This window comes from Paenibacillus sonchi (assembly GCF_016772475.1).
GTDB lineage: Bacteria > Bacillota > Bacilli > Paenibacillales > Paenibacillaceae > Paenibacillus_AQ > Paenibacillus_AQ sonchi.
The window spans coordinates 4411081-4436442 of sequence record NZ_CP068595.1 but is presented as its reverse complement, the minus strand read 5'-3'; the positions used below and the strand labels follow the sequence as shown (position 1 = coordinate 4436442).

The window sequence follows — 25362 nt, the reverse complement described above, 5'->3', positions numbered from 1 at the left end:
TCTATTCATGCTTCTGTCAAAAACATTTCAATTCACACACTCCATACGGAGTGCGACTTCCGGTTCCTCCAGATCAACATCCCAACCACGGCATTTCAATCCACACACTCCATACGGAGTGTGACGAAAAAGGAGATTGAGGACAACATTGTTGCAGTATTTCAATCCACACACTCCATACGGAGTGCGACGGTGAAAATTATGTTATTGTTCTCGTTACAAGATGGATACTACCGATTTCAAATTCAAACCTGATAAAAAAAGTATAGTTCATCCCTTGACTTATTTCCAGTTAATTCTTTCTCTTGGTATTTCGACAAATTCTGAGGTACGAATTCCCCAGTGTTTTTATGTGAGCTTCAGGTTCGCACCTGTCTCAGGCAGTCTCTCCATTAAATCCAAAGCTTTATTGGATACATAAAGATTAAAATGTTCGCTGCAAGAAAAAATGGAGCAATCGGTATCTTCAGCTTCCCGCTCCTCCAAATCAGCATCCCGATAACAGCAAATACTCCTGCTAATCCAAGCAACAGCCAAAGAAAAACCAGTGACTTCCACCATCCCATTGCTGCTCCGACAACCGTAAGCAGCTTAATATCTCCGCCACCTATTGAACCGGGAATGAACAGCGCTGCAAGATACATCAAGCTTGAAGCAGCTACCGTTCCCAACACATAGTATCCATAACCCTGATCGGCAATAAAGAGTCTCGCCAGCAGCATATAACCTAGTCCAACCAGCACCAACCGATTCGGAATGACACGCTTCTTTAAATCGGTATAAGTAGCGTAAATAAGTATTAGTACAAGTGGCAAATCAATCAGCCATCCTTCCATACGTCCTCTCCTTATCCCAAAAATGTTCTGCTACTTAATTACGCAAAAAAGCAGCCTCCGAAAAGACTGCTCATAGCAAACATGATATAATTGTACATGCAGCAGATTGGCTTGCAAGGGCGGCATGGTTCCACTTTTCCGAAAGGAGGTGGTGCCATGGAAGTTAAAGACGCATTAACTTTAATGTTAATGTTCGGGATGTTCATCCTCGCTTTGCTTACCTACTTAAAAAGAAGTAGGCCCCCTTAAGGTTGACGACCAGGGAGCCTAACTTCCACCGTTAACGAGCCAACAGCCCTTAAAAGCGGCTGTTGCAGGGGACGGTTGCAGCCGTCCTTTTCTTATTGTTATTATAAAACTAAAAATACATACATTCAATCCCTCCGCTTTAACTCTTTTACTTTTTCCATAGCTCCGATGTATCTCTCCGAATCTGCCAATCATCATACATACTGCCGTAAATCGTCACCTTCTTTGTTGCACATGCGGAGAGCTGATTACGACCAGCGTAGCTCGCCATGATCTTGACTGTATATTCACCGTCTGGTGTGCTGACTTCCGTGTAGTGCTTTCGTTCGTAAATTTCTTCCCCGGTAGAGAAGCGATAGGATTCAACCGGTAGTTCCCAGGTTGCCGTTTTATCATCCCCACTGGTCTTCACCAGTGTGCGTGTTGTTACGTATTTCCCTTTGGTATCATAAAATACAGCCTTCACATTTGTTGGCCCACTGTATTTTCCACCGAAGGGGATAGGCGTTCCTTCCAATCCCGAAGGCATTTTCGTCTCCCAATCATTGGTATACTTGGTCGTTACCTTCACTTCAAACCCATAACCCGCACGGGTAACTTCGTTAGGGTTCAATCCTTGCTTCTTTGCCCAGGGGATGATCGCCCAACTCCCCCGGCTTTCCCGATCCGTTTCCTTCGGATTTTTCTTGTCCGTTGGAATGCCTTGCTTAGTGTTGACTTCCAAATTAACCTTCAAGTTCTCATTATACGATACAGTTCGAGACTCCCATATGGGATCGGTGTAATCAGTGTACGTATAGGTGTACCAGTGTCTATCCCCATCCGAGTCGGTGTAATAACTCTCACGTGTCTTCTCGGGATACCCCGTAATCAAATTATACGTGACATTCCACTCACCGTTGACATTGCTGTTGTTACATTCATTATAATCCCCCCTTTATTCGGGGTATCCACTCTACAACCAGTTGTAGCTACATTATTTCCCCGATCTTTATCCGGACTTTCTTTCAAGGGATCTACCACAACTCTAATGCTATGAATCCCCTCTGTTCCCTTCCAAAGAAAATTACCTACTGTAACAGAAGTATTTGCAGGCAGTGTTCTTTTAGTTTCATTAATTTGTTTTTCATTCGCATAGAACCGAATCCGTACATTCGGAACCGATTGCTTCCCTACATTTTTAACCTTGGCGGTAATCGTACCCGCTTGTCCTGTCTTTAGGGAATTAGGAGAAATCGTGATGGACTGAGCGATTAGATCATTCTCTGGTCCTTTCACTTCAATCATCCATTCGCCCTTAATTGAGTTATTGTTGTATGCGGTGGTAGGAAACTCCAACGCCCGCTCCTGATGACTGGGATTGTTGATCACGGCGGTTGCCTTAATGTAATACTTACCTGGGTTCTTTCCAACGTCTAGTTTTCCAAGATACGCGTTGAACGTTGCACCTTTGGTCAGTGTCTGCGGGAGCTGAGTATATCGTGAGCCGGTATTAAACTCCGTGGTGATTGCACCACCAATTTTGACAGACAAAGTGTTGGGAATGCCGTTTTTATAAACGTGGTCGGAAGAAATAATATCTTCCCCGTCATAACGAAATTCAACCCACATTTGCCCTTCATCTGTCATGGTCAGCTTAGTAGGAACATAATCCATTGGCTGGTCCACAGAAAGGGTGACACTTTGGATCACGGTACGCCCGTACCCATCGTCCATGATAATGTCTACATCCTTGCCCAAAACGGAGGCAATTTGTTTAGCATTGATCTTGACCGTACCGGTCGCCGTTTCCTTGTCAGTTTCGATATGGATGAACTTGCCTCCTGTCAGGCTCACTGCTTGGCTAAGATCAGGAAAGGCCCCCTTCTTGACCGCAACCAACCGAATATCTCGTTCCGAATAACCATAACCATTGTAGCTGATGCTAAGAGTGCTGCCATTGGTTACTTTCATCTGCGGCCAAGCGGAGACGGTGTACAGAGCGCGGTAGCTACTCCCAACTTTTTGGGATTGGTTAAATTTGATGCCCATTCGCTGCACGATGCCTGCGGTGCGTAAAAAATCAAATCGGTCTTTGATCATATAATAGTATTCGTGCCCTGTTTTAAAAACAGGATCATCTGCGTTTAATGAAAACTTCTTTTTAAAATATTGACGCTGGTTGGTTGCAATTGGTTGACCAGACCATACAGCGTCAAATAAATCTTCAAGAGCATCCTGACTTTTATAGACCAAACCAAAACCATTCTCTTTTGAAAAGTTCGTATCAGCCGATGTCTTTTTAACATTGAAAACATCGTAGTTCTGAACAATACGAGTCTGTCCGTCGGGGAAAGCAAATAGTCCGGCCCATTGATCAAGTTGCCATGGATTATTTATCACCTGCTTGTCCAACGCCGGGATGTAGCCGTTAAAGCCCTTTTCATCCTCCGTTCCATAATTCCAGTTCACATACTTGTTTAGCATTGGTGTGGCGGCAGCCGATACAGTCTGAGTTAAAAGCGTCAAACTGGCTGCGACAGTCAACAAAAACCTCCCTACCTTAATCCTCCTCATGTACAATCTTGCTCCTTTCCCTTCGAAAAATTGTCGTACATCCATAGACAAAAAAAAGAACCTCCCCAACATAAAGGGAGGCTCTAAAATTGTGGTACCATATTTATTTAATTCCCGCACCCTGTGAGGGATGCGGCTTTGGATCGCTGTCCGTCCATACCCATCGTCATTTCAATCCACACACCCCATACGGGATGCGACAGCCAATCTTAATACTGTTTAATTTAAATCTTTTGCTTTTTGGATGACCGAGGTAAGCGGTGACCCGGAATGATTAGCTCCAACAACGATAACATCATTAGTGATACTACCAAAAAGATCGGACAAGTCTTCATTAATATTAGTATCTAACATAATCGTGTAACCTTCCCACTGATCACCTTTTGATTCAGGTTTAGAGATGGACAATGAACCGGCATCCTTGCCAATAGGATAGGAATAAGTTCTTCCTGGAATAAGCTTCACAAAAGACCCATCATCAGCATCTTTACTTCCACTCGCATCCTTCGGCAGCGTAAACGTCAGCTTCCCGCCTTCAACCTTCATATTATTGATGAAAAGTTCTTTCCCCAGCTCCTTCTCCCTCGGCCACTCAAACCCGACTTTGTACATATTGTTGCTGCTTGCAGTCGGCGTTGCAGTAGGAGTTGTAGAAGCTGTTGGTGTAGGAGTTGCCGCTGATCCAGTCGTAATCGTCACCAGATGCTGCTTCTGGTTCCATCCGACCGTTGTACCCAAAGCTTCAGAAACAAACCGCAGCGGGACATATGTTCGATTTTGTTCCAGCCGTGCCGGTACGTCCAATTCCTTGACTACCGAATCTACTGTGACCGTCTTGCTATTAATCTTCATGACTACGGTTTTAGCACCTTGCTTGATCGTTACAACTCGATCTGTGCTGTATCCTACCTTGGCCCCCAGCGCTTCAGAGACAAAACGGATTGGGATCAGCACGCGATTGTCCTCATAGTAAGGCTTGGCATCCGGAAACTTCACCGCCTTGCTATTGACTTGTACCGATACATCTACCTTAGCAGCTGCTGCTGTTCCGGCTACAGTACCAAGCAACATTGCCGCACTCATCAAAAACAAACCTGTTTTTTTCTTCATTCTTTTGCTCACTCCTTTGCTCTGGCTATTTGCATCCACTATAGCTGCGCGTTCTTGACTCATGTTGGATATTTATTAATTTCTGTGCTGTCGGTATATTCATTCAAGTACTTGAAGTATGCGCGTGCTGTCTTGAACGTATAGATTTCAACATAAAAATAGCCCCTTGTCAGGGGTTATTTATCATATGGAAATAGATTCCATATCGAAATTCAGAGCTTCGCTACTTGATTGATTCCAGTATATTCCTCTTAAAAATGAATTGCAAGAGCTTTTGTTCGGCGTATTCATGCTTTCTTTGGAATATAACTGGTGCCAGATCGTCTCCGGTTTCATAGGCTGGGGTAACATGGGGAAGAGAATCTACCCTTTGCGTTTTCCTTCGATGCTGATCCAGCCGCCGTTCCTCAGAATCCGTCTCAATGCCTCTTTCCTTTCCCCCAGCCCCAAGGTTTTCAGCCATAAAAATAGATCAGAAGCTGTTTTGTCCTGTTCCCTTTTCTTTAGGGGATGTCTTTAGTATAAAGCGCGTTCTAGAATCAAGTTGCAACAAGTTTCGAGCTTTTCAATAACAAGATAACTCAACAAAAAATAGCCCCACTAAAGGGTGATTTGACTTGGAGCTATCTTCCTTATCTGAGGATACAGCTTCGCCAATAGTTAAATTTTCATTTTATCCCCAAATCCAGTAAAGATCGAGAGCATTCGTTCATCATATTGAGAGAATTTGGTTTTCCGTTCATTAAAATCTATAATCAGATCGACTCTCTTTTCTGTGTTCAGTAACCATCACATAAAAGAAAACTGGATCAATGTCTTATAGATTCTCCCAGGTGTTCGACAAGTCATCTCTGTCCATTCTCTCCGTATATGCTCATAGATGTCGTTCACTCATAGCTTGCATCTTAGCCTCTTCAAAGTCAATGTTTATAAGGGCCTCAAGAGATCGCTCGACTCCAAAAGGAGTATTCGGCAAGTATGTTACCAAAGTCTTTCCATTGTATATTTCTAATTTGTCATCTCTAAATTTTCGGATTTCTCTTGAATAAACATGCTCAGTTATCTCCGGAATTTCCTTTTTTAACTCAAGGAATTTAGAGTGAATATAATCATATGTTCCTTTTGCATATTCAGTTGTTCTACCTTTGTCAGGAAAAGCTCCTTTATGTACAATATTATTGCGAAACTCAATAGATTTTCTTTTCATTAACTGAGGATGTCGTTTAAAAGTAATTAAATAGAGCATAATATAAGCTCCATACTGTCTTTCGGATTGCCTAGCTAGTTCTCTCCATGATTCATCAAGTTCGGATTCAAATTTAGAGTCATTAACTCTAAATATCTTATCCGCTATCTGTAATGAATCTTGCCCGTTGTAACAAGAAAAAACGTTAATACAGAACTCATGAAAACGCTCGATTGCTGCTGCAAAATTAGAAGCAGCTTCCCTATAATAACCATCGCAGAGAGCAAATAGACCCATTTTGAACAGCAGCTCAAATTTATGACGTTTAATAAAAAAAACATTTTCATGTCCTTTACTACAAGTAAATTCATAGTATAGATCATCTGTTAAATCAAAACTATACTCCTCTTCGCAGGTGACACAAGAAACATACATTATCATACAGAACCTTCTTCTATAAGTTAATTTTATCATTTCACTAAACATAGGTAAGATAAGTGTTCGAAACCATTAATCTAAGTAAAGGTTCGATCTCACAATCACGCTTTTTTGCTCTAACAATCAAAACAAGAAGTCGGAAACCAAAGCCTTGTTATAGGAGAAAGAAATCTCACTTTACAACAAATTCCCCAACTTTTTCAACAAAATTTTTCCAATCAGTAAGTAATGTAGTTGCTGAAGCAGCCCCCTTAGAAGCAATTGCTACAAAACTTTTTATGTTTTCTAATGCCTTTCTTATTCTAGGAAACTTAGGAGTTGTTGATTCTACCTGCTCTTTAATAGTCTCCAAATCATCAGTCAAACTTTCTTTCTCGTCTTCTGTCAGCAGCTCACTTGACTGAATAGTTGGTAACAATTTTTCAATCAACGACATAATTTCATCTATATCATTATTTATTATATTGCCAGTATAATTCACATCTCTCCCGGCAGCATTAATGTTTCCGTAATTGTTGCCTATATTTTGATATATATTCCCCATAACCTTTTCTCCCTCTAGAATCATAATTTTTTTAGCCATTGAATCAACAATATAATCAACTAAGGGCTTGAACGCACTGTCCAAAAAATCCCTGACTATATCATTCCAACTCCCTTTTCTGTGTATAAAGCTGTATGCAATACCTTTGACATCCTTATTTTCTAAGCAAAGATACGACATGTAATCGTATTGTGCCTTCAAATGACTAGCCTCATCAACAGGAGGTTCTATATAGTTCCAATTGGAACCTTCAAACAAAAAACATTGCCTAAAATCATACTCCACCCCGCTAATACGCTCCTGAATAATGTCACTTATGACCGGAGTTGAGTCAATATATACCTTAAACCTTATTAATTGAACAGTTGAGGTATCAGCATCACTCATTAGCATGTTGCTTGATACCCTTCTAAACTCTAAACTCAAAAGCCTCAACTCGGTCAAATTCATTATATATCAACCCCACAATACGGACAGTATACTTTGGAAACACCTGCACAATAATGAACTTTCACATGATTCTCGCAACAACCGCAAGAAAAAATTTCTTCTGTAGTATCGCGATCCTTCAGTTCTTTGATATTGGCCGCCTTAAGCGGCTTAAAATCCATTTTTATAACACTGTTCCTGCTATTTATCCTACAAGCCATTTTACCAAAAGCCTCGTTCAGTTGTTCAATCGCATAATTTGTAACCAAAGCTTGTATCTTCTCAATTGTCTCTCTTGTATAAAAATTATTTTTCTCACTAGTTAAGCCACAATATGGACAAAATAAGTCAAAGACTGGTTTATTATCATTTTGAAATTCGCCCGCGTTGACCTTGAATTCTGAATTGCAAAACGGACATTCAAGCGTTACAAATCCTTCACTATCTCCTTGGATTGAAAAAGATAAGTTCACCTGGCTCATCAAGTTTCCTCCTCGATTATTATCGTTCCTTATCATACGTAAAATAACCTCTATTATTTATCCATCATTTGCTTAATTCGAACAAAAGATCAATTTTCTCTGTTTGTCTATAAAACGCAATAATTTATTACCAACGTAAATAATCCATTAATGGAATTATACTCAAACCAACCTCATAAATGAGGTGAGGCACTTGGGGTTGAAAACCCAGTTTTAGCAAAATAGATTTGTTTTAAAAGAGTATGTACTCAATAATAAGATCTTTTTAACAATCTTAATTTTAGCTTGACAATGCTAAGCTATCATCAGTTATTCCCATCATCATATTATAATGTGCACTATGTCCAGTAACCTCAAACATCTTTTTGAAAACAAATAAATATTTTTCAACTGTATCACTAGTTACTTCGGTATATAAATCATCCATAATGTAATGAGAACCATCGTTTGCCCATGAGATAAGTGAACGACATATAACCTTTTCTTCGTTCTCAAATTTCTCAATAATATCTTCTTCTTTATAATTTCCATAAATTTTAAAATAATTTTCGATAATTCTTCTTATCAAGTTTTGGATTGTACTTGAAGATCTTTCATTCGTATATTTAATTTCTTGCCACATTAGCTCATATGATGACTTAATAGGATTTGTATCATAGCTTTTTATACAAGATACGTTATTAACTTTGCGCAAAATCCAGAAAGTTTCGTCTGCTAACTTATTTGTCCCCTTTCCCTTATTGAAAGTGACCTCTTTATGAAAATAGATATTATGTGTCAAGACGAATAATTGTTTTATTGTACTATGATTATTATTTCTAATTTTTTCAATGATATCTCTTATTAAGTTGCTTACAATAAATACAATATTACTATCCAAGCTAGAAATTGGATCATCAATCACAACAATTTTATTATCTGTAATTCTACTTCTATCATTACTTCCATTTATTAATTGAATAAAGTAAAGGAAGGTAACAAATGTTTTTTCACCTTCACTCAAAGTATCCTTTGCATTCTCACCATCTTCTCTTACTATACGATAACTTCCTTTTTCTGTTGGTTCCGAAAATTTAAAATTTGTAAAATTAAAAGAATTCAATATTTTATTCATTTCATTTATAGATGGCACTACACTAGTTATTTGATTTTCGAGTTCGACAATTTGCTTCACAAACATTTGCTTCATTTTTTTCTTGTTAGCAAGACTATGCGACATTCCATCTATCATCCTATTTAGGCGAAACTCATTTTCAACATAAGTTTTATGTGCATTTGCATTTTCGGATGCGATAAATTTCCAAATACGTGAAATCAAATTATTTCGTTCAAGATGATAATTATCTATCAATTTGTTATGATTAGTTATCTGCTCATTTGCTGCTTTAATTAGACTATTAATTGAAAAGAATTCTTCATCAAGCAATTCAAGTTCTACAGACCTACTTGGTTCACTCTTCTTTAGAGACAACAACAGTAAGTTAGCTTGATGTTTTGCATCAGCAGCAGATTTCTTACTACCTAAACCCTGCTTGTCCAAAAAAACGTTATCCAACTTTAAAATACCATCAATTCGTTCAAAAATATCTCCAACAGATTTCGAATAAAGTGTAATTGCTAATTCAAGATGCTGAATCTTTTTATTAAAATTCTCATCGAAAAGCTGATCTAGCTTAACGATAAATTCCTGTTCCAATTTTCTTTGACAGAATGGACATACTCCGTCTGCTTGGTGCAGATGACTTTGACCTTGTCTTACCCAATCACTAATATTTAATTTTGCAATTAATTGTGAAATGTCCAAATCTTCCTGTCCAATTATTTTTGTATTAAAAATACTGTCAGTTGAAGCTACATTACATTGCTCATATTCTAAATTACGTACTAACTCAATTTTTTCTTTTTGTCCTTTAAAAATATCACTACATTTCTCTTTAAGCTGATTTAACGCTTCTAATTCATGGGTACTCTGAGACTCTAATTTACATTTTTCTTTAAATTTAGCTTTTCTTCCTCTGAAACCTGTAAATGCTTCTTGAAATATATCATCGTACTTTTGTTTTAACTTCCAACATATTTCTTCAAATTCTTTATCGTTTTGATTTTGTGCCTCCCTTTTATCTTGAATATTGTTCTCCAATGCGGAGATATCATCAGAAACTTTGTTTATATTTGTTCTAATTTGTTCAATTTTTCGCTGAATTTCTTGAGACTCCTTACCTAGAGTAAAGATGCCTTTAATATCACTATTCTGATGAAAGTTTTCTTCAATGAACTCTTTATTGTAAACTATCCTTCTTAATTCTAAGTTATTCGTCCATGACACTTGACAGTGAGGATAAATTGAAGTGTTTTTTAAAAAGTCAGAAATAGTTGTTTTCCCACTACCATTTGCCCCATAAATAAAATTCACTTTTTCAAGATTATCTAAAGTTATACCAGCCGCATCATAACTAGCCTTATTTCTTACAATAATTTTATTAATCATAATGGTTCCCTCACTTTCCATGTATGTTAAAATAACTTAGCAAATGTTTGCCTCCTGAATTCCGTGCGCAATGATGTACTGTCTTAGCTAAATTGACATCCTCATTATCTTCTCAATATTTTTTCTTCCCCAAACTTGAACTAATCAAATTCATCTGATTTATAATTTCATCTTTCAATCTGTCAATCTCTATTTTTTCGTTCATTGATAAAATAACAAAATTATCTCTTTTGGATCTATTACATATTCGAATAATGTCAGATATTTTATATTCGATATCTGAAAGTTCACTTTGAAGTGGCTCTGTATATCCTGAGATGGGCTTGGTGCTAATACCTACTTTACTTGTGACACCAGAAGTTATTAAATCTTTTGCTTCTTTCAGCCCACGGATCATGTCCTCATAGCTTCCTTCACAATATCTATCATCTCGTAGAGCACTTCTATCTAGCATTCTTTGAATAACATCAAAACAATCACTATCGCTCAGAGGAGATAATACATGTACAGGAATGCTATTTTTTATCAGATCCAAAATCTCAGTCTTCTGTACTAAACTGCACCCTTTAATTCGCCTTGTTATATAATCAATACCCACGGTTTCAGAATTATTCTTCTTGTAATTTGTGTGATGAAGAAAACCTATAATCGTAATTTTGTCTACATCAACCTTGTGTTTTTCATACATTTCAATAGTCTTCTTAATTTTAGTACTGTCTGCTCTTACTGTGACTTGTAGAGCATGTTTACTTTTTCTATTAATTAGGTCAATGGCTGGTTGATTTAAGTTCTCTACGTTAGCATTCACCCAATTATTTTCTCCATCAAATTTATTAAATAAATCCATGAAAAAGGTTTCTAAAGAAAAACCAATATCATTAAGTGTCGTTTTGGTACTCAGATCTACATGATGTTTTAAAAATGAAAATAGGGCTGTAACTTGATTCATTACAAACTGATCTTGCATATTGTCTCCTCCTGACTTTACCACATTTTACAACCATGAAATTGAGTTTTGCTGCGAGAAATGCTAAGCTTTCCTTTTCGCCCCAACCTGCTTACGCCAGTAGTATTCAACGGTGGAAAGAATCCAGCTTATCTCGAAACCATCAAAGCGTTCTTGCTGCAGATCAATCAGTCAAATCCGATGAATTTGACAGTCCATTAACTATTATCTGATCCCCATTTATTAATTGACTGCTGAACTAAGAGCTTGTAAAACTCAAGAACATTATTATATTTTTCAACTAACTTAGTAGTATTCAAATCTACTAAATGTTCATTAATATAAGTTGCAACACCTGCCATTACAAACGATATTGAGCTTTCCATAGAGTAGCAAATTAATTTAAGAGAATCTTCGGTATTCTCCGGTCCAGGCTCTCCAATAAAGGCTCCATTTTGAAGTGTAATTCCATGACGCATTTGGATTAATGGATTCCCATGTTTCGCCATACATAATGTCTGATACTTTTTATATTCAGCTTCAGCCAGACTTTTAAATGGTATATCTATATTTTGTGTTTGTTTTTTTATAGTATCTTTAGTCATCTTAAATACACTCATCGGCATAGATGTAAAATCAGAATGATTAATCCAATTATCTGCTGCTTCATCATCATCTCCTATTGCTCCGATTGTGAAAGAGGTTTCGTATAAAGAAGAGGCAATTGTAGCAGCTTGTATTGGATAGCCCTTTGACCCGAGTTGCCATAGAGCACGGAGATCATTAATGCATTTTATAAGAAGGCTGTTTGAAACTAAAAATGAACTTCTCAATTCCCTATAATCTTGAGCTGGAGCAATCGTCAAAGTTTCAATTAAAAGATCAAAAGCCAGCTTTAATCCTTCTACATATGATTCCAAGGGTTTCTCAAGAATTTTTCCAGCTAAATATTCACCTTCATCAATTGTAGGCAAGTTGGTAGAAGTTCTTCTAAATCTATTTTTGCTTATCCGTTTTATTTTCGCGGAATTCTTATTATTAATACTGTTTTTCCGATCCATAATTCGGTTATAACTTCTTATAAACCTCAACAAAATTCCTCCTCAAATACTGTTAAAGTGTATAATTTTCTTGCCCGCCTAAATTTTTACTGCAAAATATATTCCATCGCCTGCTTGATCGAGGAAGCTCTCTTCGGTGAGTAGCTTGGAAAAACACTTAGCCAAAAGACACATATCTTTTCCATAATGAAAGAATAAAATGTCCTCGGTTTTAACCCGGTTTAAAACTCACTTATCGTAAACTAGCCTTCGCAACTCTTTGGCCTAGAAATCTTCATATAAAGCTTCATTAATAAATGATCATACTTAGCTTGATAAGCCGTCACACTTTTATTTATATTAAATATCGCATTTTGGCCTTTTGTTATACTATACCTTGTCGTCAAGGCAATCTCCTTAAATTTGCGAAAGCGTAGACTTGTCTTGCCACTCTATGCAGCATTATTTTATATTTTAATCTTCAACTAGAATGTTCCTATACCAATTCACCATATCTTCTCTCTTATTAAATATTAGGGGATTTATCCCATAGCGTCTTGCTATAATACCAGCTTGATTAGTAAAGTCTGACTTGCCTGTAATAAGAATACGAATCTCATCGTTAAGCAGAACCTCATTTTTTACTGCCACTTCCGGATTAAACCATCCATCCATACCATAAAACGGAAGTGAAGCAGGTATGTATGGGAGTGGATCGAAAACATTAAATTCTGCTAAATTGGGATACGTTACTTCAATTATACGTGCAACTATATCAACTCCATTTTCAACTTTTAACATAGATTTTTTGTAAGAGTCTAAATCTGTCTTAGAACTCATTAGATTAGTATACATCGCAATATCATTACAAAAGAACGCATCTGGATAAATAACATTTCCAACAATACTTTGACAAGAACCAGTAAATACAATCATTTCTGAAAATGATTTTTGAAGAAAATGAGAAGAAAAATAAACAAATTCATTTCGTGAAAATGACTCATCAAATGAAAGCGTTCCGCCAAGAGATTCCGCAAAAATCCCCATAGATAGAAGCTTTTTTTTCGAAATAAGTTTTTTCATTTCTAATACATTTTTAAAATTAATCAAAGTCTGTTCATCTGGCAAAGTTTTCAAAACATGAAACAAAGGAATTTTCTTTAGTTTCATTAAATGATCTGAAGCTGGTGAGACTACACCTAATTCCCGAATCCATTCTTCATAGTGTGATTGGTTCTCTTCCAGCTGCGAAAGTGTCGAATATTCTCCCAAAAGTATCCCCCGTTCTCGCTACTCATTTATTTAAATCTCAACAAAGTGTAATAAATAGTAAGTATCTTCTCTCCAACGGGCATAGTCAGCGTTGCGGGTAAAAATTGTGCATCCACTTCTTCGGATCCTAATGATATTATTTACTTGCAATACTGAGTTCAGGGGTCACATAGATAGCCAATAATTCCAACTACTCCAAGTTGCTTATTTGCAACCGGATATGAGTTTTGCTACAAAATTGTAAAGTTGCCTAACAGCCCAACTTTTACTGGAAATCCCTCACCTGTTTGAGCCTGAAGCTTTCGCCGATGAAGAAGAGATGCGGGAATGGTGTACGAGTCCAATCAAAAAATGTTCAGTCTACGTCTCCTTCAATCCAAGTAGCACATTCTCCAATATGTATATCAAATCAGACCTCATAGTGTTTTTAGAAAACATGTCTTTAACATCCCACACCATTCTTCCTAATCTATTAATAAGCCATATAATGGCTAAGGTCACAGAGAAAACAAGAATGAAGACAAGTATGTTATCTGCTATGCTTTTTGAGTACAATGGAGCCACGAGTTGACTAATATTGGGGACTATTAAGGTGATAAACACTGTTGGTGCAATGAATGGTGGTATTTTTTGTGTAGTTTCTTTCTCGAAAGAAAAAATTAATCTTTCAAGCTTCCACTTTTCTAAAAGATTATGCTCAGAAAGATAGTCTGTTACAATCTTCTGTTGGTAATCGTTAAACTCCTGTGTCCGCCAACCTAACTTAAACTGTTTATTCTTTCTACTCAGTCTCAATTTGTCACTTACCACTTCCTTAGCTCTTTGGACAAACAAAACTGCTAAAATAATACAAGCAAAGAGTGAAGCGAGGAATGCAACGTATGAATAATAATACAATATTTCCGGTATTTGTTTTATGAATATTTTACATACTGTAATAATGATTGAAACGACAAGACAAAAAATTACCGAGACTAACGCAATATTTAATGACATGTTGATCCATGACAACTTACTAAGGACTAGAGCCTTGACAGAAGCATTTTTTGAATAGAATTGAAAAAGTCGGTCCTTCATCTAATACCTCACTCTACGGATATTTTCGTTATAAACAGCATTCCCCCTACAACTTCATGCCTGTGGTTTTCCAAGAACTTTGGATCAGTTAGGAACTTCTTTATCATCAAATAAGTTGATTCCTCAGCGTAATTCGTAATTCTACCAAAAAGGCGTAATGCTATCGCATTCCAACGCCTTGAAAAGTAATTTGAATCTGTAGCATCAAGAATATATATTCCACCAGGTTTCAGAAGCTGATCAAAATACTTGAAAATTGTCTCAACCTCTTTTTCTTCACTCCATTGATGCCAAATTACACCTTTAAAATCTAAGACGTAATCTACTTGGGAGATGTTCTGTAATTGAAGTCTATTGGAAAGATCACTATAGGGTGTATCCTTCCAAAAATGAAATTCCAGTAGTTTATGATCTATGTTAATAGATCTATCTTCTTCAATATCTTCAAGTTGATCACAGGCAATAAATCGAATTGGTTTGTTCAATTGCTTTGCCAGTTTTATAGCGATCCTTTTTTCATAATTCGCATTGTTGGCGGCTGGGCTGATGATAGTTAACGGATCAGATTCAATTGGAGCTAACTTTTCCTCAATATATGGATAGATTTTCTCCAACCATTTTTTCTTTTCATTCAGTTTCCTTGTAGCTCTAGCCCAATCCTTTAATCTTCCAGTAGGAGAGTACTCCAAGGAAAGTAAACTAAATTTACTTCCTTCTGCTTTAAGATAACTCCGAATGATGTTATAGGGCCTATTATGTACTAAATACCCAATAGAGAAAATAAGAGCAGAATATATAAATATAGATTCAAAGAGTAAGAAAGCTGGTATTCGATAAAAAACTGATACAGCAATTAATAAAATTCCATAAGGAAAAACACCAAAAAAAGCAAGTGCTAAAGCCTTTGATCCCCCTACTCGAACTTTATTAAATTTCTGTTGGCTTGATAAATCTGTTTCGATGTTCCTTTTCATCTTATTGGCGAATGAACTACCGTAAAAATATGAAACCAATAACATAAAGAGTATAAGCAAAATTGAAATACATAAAGACCAAATAAAATTATTCAGTTCAATCTTCTCCTTCAAACTAACTTTGAAAAACACTTTTACATTAACATGAAAGAGAAATAATCCTCATCACATGCTTAATTTCATCCAGCGGAATGAAGACCAATCCCCTGTCACTAATGAGCTTCACATTACCTTGCACAACAGAAATCCTCTCCGGTGTCCCTATGTAAATCTCTTCATCTTCGGTCGAAATACTCACAACTTGCTGTTTTTTTATAGCCATATTCAGTTCTTTTAGCACACCTTATCGCCTTCCTTTATAGGAATTAATCCCCTGGTAAATAATACTTAATAACTATTACGGCGAAATTTCCGAAAAAATTTAGAGAAACCCAGAAAAAGTTATCATTAGTATTAAGTTGAATTCTTGAAAAATTCTTTTGACAGATCATGATTAAAGAAAAACGGAACAGAGCAATGTAATTCATTTGCTTTGTTCCGTTTAATTATGGGAATTTAATAGTTCTCCATACAACTTCAACATGTTAACATTATTATTTTTGTGTTACTGTAATAACTTGTGTTTTTTCTATCCAACCACTTGTATTGTTTAACAATAAAACAATCTCACCATCTGAGCTAAGAACAGGGAGTGTTAGAACGCCTTCCAATTTTATTCTCCAATTCTCTTTTCCTTCTTTACTAAATGATTGAAGATAAGAATACCCTCTACCTCTACTTTCTTTATAACTAACTGTATATACATTACTATTTATATCTACTATTGGAGGTTGACTCATAAATCCTTCAACCGCTGTCGTCCAAACTTCCTTCCCTGCGCTGTCAACACAAATAAGTTGAAAAAAGGTGGCCCCTACAAATAAAAATCCCGCGTCATTCAAAGCAGGAGATGTAATTATATCTCCCCTTTTAGGACTAAAAAGCCAGTTTATTGTCCCTTGATTGTTTAATGATATTAATTGAATATCATCAATCATATTTGTTTTAAAATATAAGTTACCAAGTTGATCAAATACTGGGAAGGAATATGGCCCACATGTTCCTATTTTGAATTTTTCTAATAAATTCCCAAATCGATCTAAAATCATCATGAACTCATCATTAGATGAAATATATATTTTCCACTCGTCGGATATAACGGGTGTTATTGAAAATTCTGCTTCATAACGAAATATCCATCTAAGGTTTCCATCTAAATCGACAGAATATAACTTTGAACCATAGGTAGTAAAATAAATATTTCCTTCACTATCTGTAACACAAGTTGATGAAACAGCATCATCACATTTAAAATCCCACACCAGATGTCCATCCCGATCAAATGCCATTACTTTATGTCCCTTTGAATCCCATCCCCCGATGTCCCAACTAAGATATAACCATTTTTCAATATTATTGGGCTGGTAAAAAAGAATCTATCCATAAAATTTCGCGAATCTTTATAATGCCAATTGATTTCACCTCTTATATTTATATTATAGAATTCCCCATCTCCTCCAAATAACAAGTCTCTTTTATTGTTTATCACATAATGATTTTGTTTCACTGCTATTGGGGCTTCAAATACAGTTCTTACAGAAGGCTTGGATGGACCAATAAATCTAGATTGTCTTGTCCAACTAACATTAGTGGCTTGCACACTTTCAGTTGAGAAATAACCAACATTGAATCCTCCTCTTCCTTCATTAATATTAAATTCCTTCATAAATACACCCTCTCTTTCTTCAAGGAATTGCAGGAACAGGAATCATTCCACCACCTAATCCTGGTATAAGAATAGGCGTTCGATTGTATAATGGTTCATAGTATTCTTGAACTATTTGTTTCGCTTCTGTGGTAGTTATAAATTCTACTTCCCCACTACGATCTTTCTTATAGAAGTAATAATTAGCCTCACCAGGCTTTAAGAAAACAATACCCATTTTTAAATCATCTAGAATTGGAATATCCGTAATAGAAGGAAGCTGGCCTCCCAGGATTAGATTCCCATCTTTCTTATACTTCTCCAATTGTTTTTTCGGATCTTCACCAAAGAGCGGCTTAACTTCATATACTTCTTTTGTTTTTGGAATGACGACATCTGCCTCATATTTTTTATAGTTTCCCCATATATCTTTTTTCGAGGAGGAAGTTATTGGATACTCTAACACGCTATTGATATTCATCCCATGTAGCTTTTTAGATATATTTAGTTGAGCTATCTCGTGAAAAGCTAGAAAAACATTTCCTAAATTTACCCCTATTGCTTCAAATGTAACTTGCTGAGCACTTAGCTTTTTTGAATTATACATCTTAGAGAGGTGTTGTAAAAATTCTACCGGCATGTGCCCTGATGGATCAGTATACTTCAATGGGTTATTTTGCACATAGGTATACAGGTTTTGACTTATTGGATTATCAATCTGCCCCTCAACCGTATCCTCATTTAAAAACCGCCCCATACTCGGATCATAATACCGTGCCCGCAAATAGTAAAGCCCGGTTTCTGGATCGTACACTTCTCCTGAGTACTTGAAGGAATTGGAGGTTCCCTCCACCTGGCTGGTGATGTTTCCCCACTCATCATAGGTGTAGTTGTTGATTACCACTCCGCTGGTATCCACGATCTGTACGACGTCACCGTGCCCATTGTACAGGTAATAGTAATCCTTGGAAGCTTTCTTATCCTTCTTCACCAGTACCCGGTCCCCACGTACAAAGTTCGCTTGTTCCACGAACACACCGCTGACGATCTTCTCTTGCGAGATCACGTCACCATTCAGGTTATAGTTCACCTGGGTCTGGGTACTGCCATTTGTCTTCATGGAACGCAGGCCATCAGCATAATATTTGAAGCTGGTTGCACTTCCCCCTTTGGTAACGGAGGTTAAGGTGTTCTGCAAATCATAAGTATAGCTTGTATCCACCGTGTCCAGACTTGCACTGCTCGTATCCGATAACGTCTGGCGGTTGCCCCGCACGTCATAGGTGTACGTCGTTTTCGCGCCATCCGGCCGGGTAATGGACAACAGGCGGTTCAGCGCGTCATAGGTATAACTTGTCGTTTGCGCGGTGCTGCTGCCTTTGCGCACCTCGCTTACAGAGATGCGATTCCCGTTATTGTCGTAACCATAGCTGTATCCCGATAGCACGTCACTGCCTTTGGTGTTCGTCATGCTCTCGGTCCAGCCCAGCGCTTTGTTGTACGTATATTCCGTCTTCAGGATGCTGCCATCTGTAAGCGTCGGGTACGTAATCGACTTCACCAAATCGTTCGCGAAGTAGCTGTACTGTACATTGGCCGAAGAAGCACCTGTGAGCGTAGAACTCCCGTTGGTTTGTACTTTATCCAATCGCTGCTTATTATACTGATAGTTCGTGTAAAAGCCCATGTAGTTGTCATTGATCTGTGTCATCCGTCCCAGTACGTCTCTCTGATTACCGATGTACGCCGAGTGGTTGCCAGATAACGAGTATGTGTTGCGCACTTGGCCCAAACTATCCAGAGTTTGCGTTTGGGTGGCCGTGAGTGTGTTGTTCGTACGCGTTTCGATGGTCTGTTTCTGCGGTGCCCCCTCTCCGAAAATCACATTCGTTTCCTGCGTTTGCGCCACATTGTTGACCATCCCGCTGATCGTGCTCTTTTTCAGTTGGCCGCTTTCGTCATACGTATATCCAAACGTGCTGCCATTGCGGTCTGTTTTTGCTGCCAATTGGCCTGCGCTGTTGTAGGTATAGCTTTCATTTTGTAAAGCCCCGTCCTGTTTCACTTTAAGCAGGCCCAGTTCGTTATACGTCTTGGTATTCAGGGTTTGCGGCGAGCCGTTTTTAGCCTGTATCGTCACTTTCGATACGTGACCATTGCCGTCATAGCTGTAGTTGGTGGTCTGGTTCAGCGCATCTTTTACGGCGGATAATCGGCCTAAGGCATCATAGGCATAGGTGGTCGTAACCCCGTCCTCGTTCACATTATGATTAGGATCGGTGTAACCTGTGATGTTTCCCGCGATATCGTATCGATAGGATTCGATAATCTGTTGTTGATTCGTTGGCCAATCCTTATAGGTGGAGGCCGAAATTTTATTTCCCCAGGCATCGTAGGTGTCCTGGACATAGTTCAGCTTCTCGCCTGTGTTCTTATCCTGAATGTAGCTTGTGTTGGTGCGCGCTTTGAATGAATAGTCGCTGACGATGAGATCTCCGTTGGCATTCGTGGCCCGGTTCTGTCTGCCCCACGCATCGTAGCTGACAGTCAATGTATTTCCAGCGGGGTCAATGGAATACACCGGACGCCCCATATCGTCATAATGATATTGCTGGTATACCCATTTTCCTGCATTATCATCGTGGTGCTCTTCCAACAGAAGAAGTCCTAGTCCATTATATAACGCATCTGAATTTGTGATAACGGCATCGTGAGTGGACAAGTTAGTTACGGTTTTAATGGTATTCACTTTTAGAACAAACGTCCCTGCGTTCACAGCATCAAAGTTCACAGAGGTCTGATTATAATAATTGTAATCGATCACTTCACTATATCTTTCTCCTTTGGTATTGGTTCGGACTGGGTAGGTTTCTTTTTTCAATCGACCCGCAGCGTCGTATTCATACGATGTAGTCTGAAGATTACCATCAGTTTTACTTTTCAGTAAGCCGCTTCCCATTTCATAACTCATCTGATTTTTCACAACTTGCTGATCCGGTTGCCCGAGGTTGAACCACTGCTGCTGTTCAGTTGGATAGGCATGACGGCTTTCCGCCCCGAAAACTGTTACAGTTTTGGCCACAGTTTTCCCATTCGAAGTCTTCTCTGCCGTTGCCTGCGAAATTCCTCCGGTTCCATTGCGATAGCTGTAGCTGTACACAGTTTGCTCCCCTAACGCATTAGTTACGGTGGCTGGTCTTCCCTCAGATGTGTACGTATATTGTTCCGTTGCGGGTGTAGCATCCGATTCATTCTGGTAACTGGATACTGCAGAAATCAGATGGTACCTTGGCTCATATTGATACGTGGTTGTATAGCGCTGTTTGAGCACCGGATTGTTATACTTCTCCCCGGTCAACGGCTTGGTTTGACTCACAACCTGTCCCCATTCGTTATACCCGGTTTCGCTGTATAAATGATTGGCTGTAGCATCGCTATCCTGGGCTGAATATTCTGAGATGGTCGTTTGGGTAGGCAACTGAGTAAATAATCCATGAAAGGCAGTATTGGTCGTTACCTTCCGCTCTCCCCCGGTTCTCGCGTTTCTGTTCGAAGGACCCGGCCTTCTTTATCAAAGGTGTTTGTAGTGGTAAGCCCATTGCTGGCTGAACTGCTTATGACTGTTGTTGCCGTACTGTAACGAAAGTCATCTGGCAAATTTAGCGGGAACTCATTAGGTTTATTGCCAGTATAGTCTCCGATATACGAATAGTTGATTTGCTGATATGCCTTTGATCCGGTAAAATCACTTCTTGATTTTATCCGGTATTCTGAAATATTTTCAGAGCTATTGAGACGACGAAGAGCCGGCTCATACTCATAATTTGTATTTGATTTATTATAGGGGTATGTCACTTTCCGCAGCATGGATGTAAATATAAAGCCGTAAGATGAGTACATAGACATATTGTTCCCGTAGTCAAAGGTAGTTTCCTCTCCGATCTGATTCGTAATGGAAGAGAGCACAGGAACATCGGTTTGCAAGGCAGGAATTCCCACCCCAGACTCAATATTAGCTTGTACTTTTTTTCTTTTCAAAATGACTCTTTGCGCTTCAGAGTTGCCATCATTAACAATAATTTCAATCTTCCCGTCCACTTTGGGTTCAATTGTGAATGTAACAACTCGTCCAGTCGTATCTTTAATAGAGGACAATATTCCATCTGTATAGTTAAAGGTAATCGCATTACCAAATCGGTCAACAATGCCGATAAGATCACCTGAAGTTGAAAAATATTCACGCTTCAGATCTAGATATTCAACATAGCCAGAAGATTTGACCTGACCATTGGTGAACTGACCGTTATTCCATGCTTCACTGACATACCGCTTGTCCTTTCCTTTATAATTCATTAAATGAGTGTAATTAGACAGTTCATCATACTCCCCAAGTTTATACACATTTCCAGTTCCTTCGTGATAGTAAATATCAGTAGGGGTGACAACTTCTAGACTGGGGAATTGGAAGGACCACCCCACCCCCAACATAGGACGTACATAACCATAACTACGGTCCCACATTTGAAAGTTAGGGTTCCAATTATCATGAAAAATGAAGGACATCCCTTGGTTCGAGTTATATTTAATTCCGATATCCAAATCCAGCCCGTCTACGCCAGGCAAATGAATCAGGTTTTCTTTTCGGTTCAGACTGCCCGACGAAGGATCGACCACTTCACTGCTCGTATTGCGGTCATTATATTGCGGCTTTTGGACTTGGTTAATCTGCGAACGGACAATCACGTCGTTGATGACGCTCGACACAGCTGCATCGAAGGCAGTGATAGACGATTGAGCCAAAAGTGTAGCAGACGAACCGGACAAATCTTCAGGTCCATAGACTGAGGACATCACAAGTGAACGTTTGCCCCAGGCAGCATCGCTCGACGTTTCGGTGTATACATCCTTTTCCACCGAAGGGCCCACGTAAAGCCCCGATTCCTTTTCAATATCCTTCTGAATATCTTCCCAAGGCAGATTCTTCTCTTGCTTCCATTTCAGGAGCTCCAGTGGTGTCCATTTCGTCTGGCCCATCACCAGAAAGTTCAACCAATACACATCGACCTTGGAGGCTCCCGCCTGAACGAGTTGTTCAATATCTGCTTGGCTCAAATCTGACGATTCCTTTGCTATCGAACGTGAAAGGCCTTGCGAAGAACGTTGCTCTGCATTTCCGCTTTGTATTTGAGCTTTTTTATGGAGAATTTTCGATTTCAAGGTGAGAATGGTGAGCAGGCCGGGGTCCTTTAGAGCATAGACCTCGCCCGATACAGATACCACCTCATCGGTAATGGGACGCTCCAGAGATAACGCCGCCAGATCTTCCGAATTTTCCGGCGCAGGAGTTGGCTCGGGTTTCGACAACGTTGAAGACAAAGGCTTCGGCGTCGCTGAAGGAGCGATTGAAGGTGCAGGATCGGTTGAAGATTTCGGCACAGAAGAGCTTACACTAGCACTTGCTCTTCCCTCCAAGGGTGGAAAACCACTCCCTATTAAAACAATTGTTAGAATTATAGCTAACCAGCGATTGAGTGGATACTTACGTTTCATCCTACAGTTCTCCTGTCATTGTATAATTTTTATCAAATAGTAATAGAAACGGGATGCATTCTTAAGGTCTTTTGATGTACCCCTGTCTTTTGAAACAATTTTAAGTTTGTAAATTTCCCCAAAGGAACTCTGGTTTAGGTTACGAGTAATCCCACACATACCAGGATTCATTGGGATAAATTACAATTGCCTCTGCTTTATGATCTCCGTCAATATCAGCTAACAAATATGACTTTGAACCGAACCCGTAGCCCGAGATCCAGATGTCGTAACTTGTGAATCTCTCACCGTCTGATATAGAAACATACCAATTTGCATGATTAACAATGACCGCATCTGACCTCCCGTCACCATTCACATCCGCTAATATTTGTTCTTCTGATCCAACCCCATGACCGGAAATCCAACGTTTGTACTCAAGGAAGCTTTTACCATTGGATAATGAAACGTACCACGATCCCTCATTTTCAAAAAAGACAACAGCATCCGCTCTCTTATCTCCATTCACATCTGTTAGAAATTCCTTTGTCGCTCCTACACCGTGCCCAGAAATCCATTTGCTGTACGCCTCAAAGCCTTTGCCCGTTGAAAGGGCCACATACCAATTTCCGCTATTTTCTATTACCGCATCCGCTTTTCCATCTCCATTCACGTCCGATAGGAATAATGCATTGGCTCCTACGCCATGACCGGAAATCCATAATTTATAGCCTTCAAACCCGCTACCATTGGACAACGCCACATACCAGCTTCCATTATTCTCTATGACAGCATCTGCCTTTCCATCGCCATCCACATCTGCTAGAAATTGATGCCCAGATCCTATGCCATGTCCAGCTATCCATTTTTGGTAACTTGTAGATTGCTGACCATTGGAGTGTGAAACATACCAACTTCCACTATCTTTAAAAAATAAAACCCCGTCTGACTTTCCGTCTCCATTTACATCCGATACGAATTGAGCATATCTCGCAGCCCCATTCTCTAATGACCAGTCCTTATAGTTTACAAACAATTGACCATTTGACAGAGCAATTCTCCATTCTCCACTATCTACGATGTAATGAGCTATATCCCCTTTCCCGTCACCATTCACGTCCATAATGCTATAGATACCTGGCTCCAAGGTACTCTCCGACAACCACTTTTCATATGATTTAAAATCACTACCCGTGGATAAAGAAACATACCAATTTCCATGATTAACAATGACCGCATCCGACCTCCCGTCACCATTCACATCCGCTAATAATTGTTCTTCTGATCCAACCCCATGACCGGAAATCCAACGTTTGTACTCAAGGAAGCTTTTACCATTGGATAATGAAACGTACCACGATCCCTCATTTTCAAAAAAGACAACAGCATCCGCTCTTTTATCTCCATTCACATCTGTTAGAAATTCCTTTGTCGCTCCTACACCGTGCCCAGAAATCCATTTACTGTACGCCTCAAAGCCTTTGCCCGTTGAAAGGGCCACATACCAATTTCCGCTATTTTCTATTACCGCATCCGCTTTTCCATCTCCATTCACGTCCGATAGGAATAATGCATTGGCTCCTACGCCATGACCGGAAATCCATAATTTATAGCCTTCAAACCCGCTACCATTGGACAACGCCACATACCAGCTTCCATTATTCTCTATGACAGCATCTGCCTTTCCATCGCCATCCGCATCTGCTAGAAATTGATGCCCAGATCCTACGCCATGTCCAGCTATCCATTTTTGGTAACTTGTAAATTGCTGACCATTGGAGAGTGAAACATACCAACTTCCACTATCTTTAAAAAATAAAACCCCGTCTGACTTTCCATCTCCATTTACATCCGATACGAATTGAGAATTGGAGCCAACTCCATTTCCTAATTGCCACTGGTTCAATGTTCTTGAGAGTGTTTTCTTGCTTAAAATGTTACCATTTAAATCATATTTATATTTGGCGACTGAGCTTTGATTTTGATAATCCGTTAAACGACCTGTCTGATCGTAAGAATAAAGATATCCATTATTAGCAAATAACTTATACATTTCTTCTACAGTTTGAGCATTTGCTAAAATTGGTGTTGAAGATACAATAAATAATACGATCACAAAAATATGCGTCTTTATTATCATGTTAAATCCGCATTTATTTTTCATTAATATCTTTATCTCCATTTCAAAAAGTTCAAGAGGGTTTTGTTATCCGGTACATTCTTACATAAATATCATAAAAATTGCCGAAATACTGAACACATAGGTCGCTGTGGAATACCCCTTCGTTAGCTTGAGCAGATTTCCGTTTGCATCGTATGTATATTGAATCATGGAGTTATCCGATAAAATCTCTGTTTCAAGTCTACCTCTGTTATACACAAAGTTCTTCTGTTTCTGGCTGGTTCCTGCCATATCGACAATGATGTAGCTGGAGGTTTTGTATCCTCCGCCCAGGCGTCAG

The 25362-nt window shown here is 38.8% G+C and carries 21 protein-coding genes; 1 reads left to right on the top strand and 20 read right to left on the bottom strand.

Annotated elements, in window-relative coordinates:
* Nucleotides 1–392: 392 nt before the first annotated feature.
* Entirely contained in the window at nt 393–836 is a 444-nt protein-coding gene (locus tag JI735_RS19480) for a prepilin peptidase (protein ID WP_051051606.1), read from the bottom strand.
* Nucleotides 837–932: 96 nt separating this feature from the next.
* Between JI735_RS19480 and JI735_RS37925 the strand changes: the two genes are divergently transcribed.
* A complete protein-coding gene (locus tag JI735_RS37925; protein WP_411829935.1) occupies nt 933–1085 on the top strand; it encodes a putative holin-like toxin in 153 nt (50 codons plus the stop codon).
* 148 nt (nt 1086–1233) lie between these two features.
* On the opposite strand, the gene JI735_RS36045 is transcribed toward JI735_RS37925, so the two are convergent.
* From JI735_RS36045 to JI735_RS19390, 19 genes are all read right to left on the bottom strand, one after another.
* On the bottom strand, nt 1234–1959 hold the full coding sequence (locus tag JI735_RS36045; RefSeq protein WP_233475971.1) for a DUF8195 domain-containing protein: 726 nt from the start codon (nt 1957–1959) through the stop codon (nt 1234–1236).
* A complete protein-coding gene (locus JI735_RS19475; RefSeq protein WP_233476497.1) occupies nt 1956–3686 on the bottom strand; it encodes a CARDB domain-containing protein in 1731 nt (576 codons plus the stop codon). Before JI735_RS19475 ends, JI735_RS36045 begins: the two co-directional genes overlap by 4 nt.
* Before the next feature lie 174 nt (nt 3687–3860).
* The gene (locus JI735_RS19470) at nt 3861–4751 is read right to left on the bottom strand and encodes a copper amine oxidase N-terminal domain-containing protein (RefSeq protein ID WP_039833892.1); all 891 of its coding nucleotides are present in this window, start codon (nt 4749–4751) and stop codon (nt 3861–3863) included.
* Between the two features lie 223 nt (nt 4752–4974).
* A complete protein-coding gene (locus tag JI735_RS19465) occupies nt 4975–5214 on the bottom strand; it encodes a hypothetical protein (RefSeq protein ID WP_202676337.1) in 240 nt (79 codons plus the stop codon).
* A gap of 411 nt (nt 5215–5625) precedes the next feature.
* Nucleotides 5626–6378, bottom strand: coding sequence for a hypothetical protein (locus JI735_RS19460; RefSeq protein ID WP_039833894.1), 753 nt, complete (start codon nt 6376–6378; stop codon nt 5626–5628).
* Between the two features lie 169 nt (nt 6379–6547).
* Nucleotides 6548–7306, bottom strand: coding sequence for a hypothetical protein (locus tag JI735_RS19455; protein ID WP_202676336.1), 759 nt, complete (start codon nt 7304–7306; stop codon nt 6548–6550).
* Nucleotides 7307–7368: 62 nt separating this feature from the next.
* Nucleotides 7369–7830 (bottom strand): hypothetical protein, encoded by a 462-nt coding sequence (locus JI735_RS19450; RefSeq protein WP_039833896.1) that lies wholly within the window; start codon nt 7828–7830, stop codon nt 7369–7371.
* A gap of 280 nt (nt 7831–8110) precedes the next feature.
* Nucleotides 8111–10318, bottom strand: a complete 2208-nt coding sequence (locus JI735_RS19445) for an AAA family ATPase (protein ID WP_039833906.1) — start codon at nt 10316–10318, stop codon at nt 8111–8113.
* Between the two features lie 112 nt (nt 10319–10430).
* Nucleotides 10431–11285 (bottom strand): SMEK domain-containing protein, encoded by an 855-nt coding sequence (locus tag JI735_RS19440; RefSeq protein ID WP_202676335.1) that lies wholly within the window; start codon nt 11283–11285, stop codon nt 10431–10433.
* Between the two features lie 197 nt (nt 11286–11482).
* Nucleotides 11483–12355 (bottom strand): hypothetical protein, encoded by an 873-nt coding sequence (locus tag JI735_RS19435; RefSeq protein WP_039833899.1) that lies wholly within the window; start codon nt 12353–12355, stop codon nt 11483–11485.
* A 423-nt stretch (nt 12356–12778) separates the two neighbouring features.
* Nucleotides 12779–13576 (bottom strand): hypothetical protein, encoded by a 798-nt coding sequence (locus tag JI735_RS19430; RefSeq protein WP_039833901.1) that lies wholly within the window; start codon nt 13574–13576, stop codon nt 12779–12781.
* 360 nt (nt 13577–13936) lie between these two features.
* Entirely contained in the window at nt 13937–14653 is a 717-nt protein-coding gene (locus JI735_RS19425) for a hypothetical protein (protein WP_039833902.1), read from the bottom strand.
* Between the two features lie 8 nt (nt 14654–14661).
* Nucleotides 14662–15672, bottom strand: coding sequence for a hypothetical protein (locus JI735_RS19420; protein ID WP_202676334.1), 1011 nt, complete (start codon nt 15670–15672; stop codon nt 14662–14664).
* A 94-nt stretch (nt 15673–15766) separates the two neighbouring features.
* Entirely contained in the window at nt 15767–15967 is a 201-nt protein-coding gene (locus JI735_RS19415; protein WP_039833904.1) for a hypothetical protein, read from the bottom strand.
* A 253-nt stretch (nt 15968–16220) separates the two neighbouring features.
* Nucleotides 16221–17015 (bottom strand): outer membrane protein assembly factor BamB family protein, encoded by a 795-nt coding sequence (locus JI735_RS19410; protein ID WP_202676333.1) that lies wholly within the window; start codon nt 17013–17015, stop codon nt 16221–16223.
* Nucleotides 17015–17392, bottom strand: coding sequence for a hypothetical protein (locus tag JI735_RS19405; protein ID WP_202676332.1), 378 nt, complete (start codon nt 17390–17392; stop codon nt 17015–17017). Before JI735_RS19405 ends, JI735_RS19410 begins: the two co-directional genes overlap by 1 nt.
* A 19-nt stretch (nt 17393–17411) precedes the next feature.
* Nucleotides 17412–20747, bottom strand: coding sequence for an RHS repeat domain-containing protein (locus JI735_RS19400; RefSeq protein ID WP_202676331.1), 3336 nt, complete (start codon nt 20745–20747; stop codon nt 17412–17414).
* A 137-nt stretch (nt 20748–20884) separates the two neighbouring features.
* Complete coding sequence (locus JI735_RS19395) at nt 20885–22921, bottom strand: hypothetical protein (protein WP_202676330.1); 2037 nt, start codon at nt 22919–22921, stop codon at nt 20885–20887.
* Between the two features lie 139 nt (nt 22922–23060).
* Nucleotides 23061–25082 carry an FG-GAP repeat domain-containing protein gene (locus tag JI735_RS19390; protein WP_202676329.1) on the bottom strand — a complete coding sequence of 674 codons (2022 nt, stop codon included), beginning with the start codon at nt 25080–25082 and terminating at the stop codon, nt 23061–23063.
* Between the last annotated feature and the right edge of the window lie 280 nt (nt 25083–25362).

Excerpts from the sequence above, each read along its gene's own strand:
- JI735_RS19480 (WP_051051606.1), bottom strand. The coding sequence starts at position 836 with ATGGAAGGATGGCTGATTGATTTGCCACTTGTACTAATACTTATTTAC.
- JI735_RS19425 (WP_039833902.1), bottom strand. The coding sequence starts at position 14,653 with ATGAAGGACCGACTTTTTCAATTCTATTCAAAAAATGCTTCTGTCAAG.
- JI735_RS19465 (WP_202676337.1), bottom strand. The coding sequence starts at position 5,214 with ATGGCTGAAAACCTTGGGGCTGGGGGAAAGGAAAGAGGCATTGAGACG.
- JI735_RS19445 (WP_039833906.1), bottom strand. The coding sequence starts at position 10,318 with ATGATTAATAAAATTATTGTAAGAAATAAGGCTAGTTATGATGCGGCT.
- JI735_RS37925 (WP_411829935.1), top strand. The coding sequence starts at position 933 with ATGCAGCAGATTGGCTTGCAAGGGCGGCATGGTTCCACTTTTCCGAAA.
- JI735_RS19470 (WP_039833892.1), bottom strand. The coding sequence starts at position 4,751 with ATGAAGAAAAAAACAGGTTTGTTTTTGATGAGTGCGGCAATGTTGCTT.
- JI735_RS19395 (WP_202676330.1), bottom strand. The coding sequence starts at position 22,921 with ATGAAACGTAAGTATCCACTCAATCGCTGGTTAGCTATAATTCTAACA.
- JI735_RS19455 (WP_202676336.1), bottom strand. The coding sequence starts at position 7,306 with ATGAGTGATGCTGATACCTCAACTGTTCAATTAATAAGGTTTAAGGTA.
- JI735_RS19450 (WP_039833896.1), bottom strand. The coding sequence starts at position 7,830 with ATGAGCCAGGTGAACTTATCTTTTTCAATCCAAGGAGATAGTGAAGGA.
- JI735_RS19390 (WP_202676329.1), bottom strand. The coding sequence starts at position 25,082 with ATGGAGATAAAGATATTAATGAAAAATAAATGCGGATTTAACATGATA.
- JI735_RS19440 (WP_202676335.1), bottom strand. The coding sequence starts at position 11,285 with ATGCAAGATCAGTTTGTAATGAATCAAGTTACAGCCCTATTTTCATTT.
- JI735_RS19420 (WP_202676334.1), bottom strand. The coding sequence starts at position 15,672 with ATGTTATTGGTTTCATATTTTTACGGTAGTTCATTCGCCAATAAGATG.
- JI735_RS19475 (WP_233476497.1), bottom strand. The coding sequence starts at position 3,686 with ATGGATGTACGACAATTTTTCGAAGGGAAAGGAGCAAGATTGTACATG.
- JI735_RS19460 (WP_039833894.1), bottom strand. The coding sequence starts at position 6,378 with ATGATAATGTATGTTTCTTGTGTCACCTGCGAAGAGGAGTATAGTTTT.
- JI735_RS19405 (WP_202676332.1), bottom strand. The coding sequence starts at position 17,392 with ATGAAGGAATTTAATATTAATGAAGGAAGAGGAGGATTCAATGTTGGT.
- JI735_RS19410 (WP_202676333.1), bottom strand. The coding sequence starts at position 17,015 with ATGGCATTTGATCGGGATGGACATCTGGTGTGGGATTTTAAATGTGAT.